At 51.7% G+C, this 607-nt stretch carries 2 protein-coding genes; both read right to left on the bottom strand.

Going from position 1 to position 607, the window contains the following annotated elements; all coding sequences use genetic code 11:
* A partial coding sequence (locus IEX22_RS16310) for an ATP-binding protein (protein WP_188669279.1) occupies nucleotides 1–118 on the bottom strand: 118 nt, incomplete at its 3' end.
* A gap of 173 nt (nucleotides 119–291) precedes the next feature.
* A complete protein-coding gene (locus IEX22_RS16305; RefSeq protein WP_039034984.1) occupies nucleotides 292–489 on the bottom strand; it encodes a YheV family putative zinc ribbon protein in 198 nt (65 codons plus the stop codon).
* Between the last annotated feature and the right edge of the window lie 118 nt (nucleotides 490–607).

Genomic DNA, 607 nt, shown 5'->3' with positions numbered 1-607 from the left:
GCAACGTGGTCTTGCCCGAGGCGTTGGTACCACAGATATTGGTATGTCCATCGAGCTTCAGCTCCACCACGCCCGGCAGATGGGTGTCGATCAGCACTATTCGAATCAAGCTTGGCATATAAATCCTTATGCAGACAGCAAGCGCCAAAAGGCCAGAGGCACCGGCACTCGCGGCAACAGGCGGGCAAACCGCCTCAATACAGCAAAACCCTTAAATTAATGGAAAGCCCCACCCTTGGCAATTGAAGGGCCGGTAAAGAAAGCGGGATCCGCTGCGGGTTTTAAAGAATATTATTCAGGTTTGAACAGGCCTATCACTTCACCGGTCGCCTTGTCACTGACCTTGTCATCGGTCTGCTGCTCGCGGTAATCACACTCGACACACTCGACCGTTTCTATGCCGTTCTCCTTGAACAGCACTATGCTGTCCTGAGCCTGACATTTGGGGCATTTGGCACCGGCCACAAAGCGTTTCTTGATCCTGTTCATCTTCTGAGTCTAGTTGATAAGCAATGGCGCTATTTTGCCATATCTGTAGCCGCTGTGGCGCATTTTAAACAGCATTAGGACAATGTTTGCGCCAAGGTGCTGGAAAAGCGGGGGGATC

This window comes from Tersicoccus solisilvae (assembly GCF_014643255.1).
GTDB lineage: Bacteria > Actinomycetota > Actinomycetes > Actinomycetales > Micrococcaceae > Tersicoccus > Tersicoccus solisilvae.
This window is presented reverse-complemented; position numbering and strand designations above follow the sequence as displayed.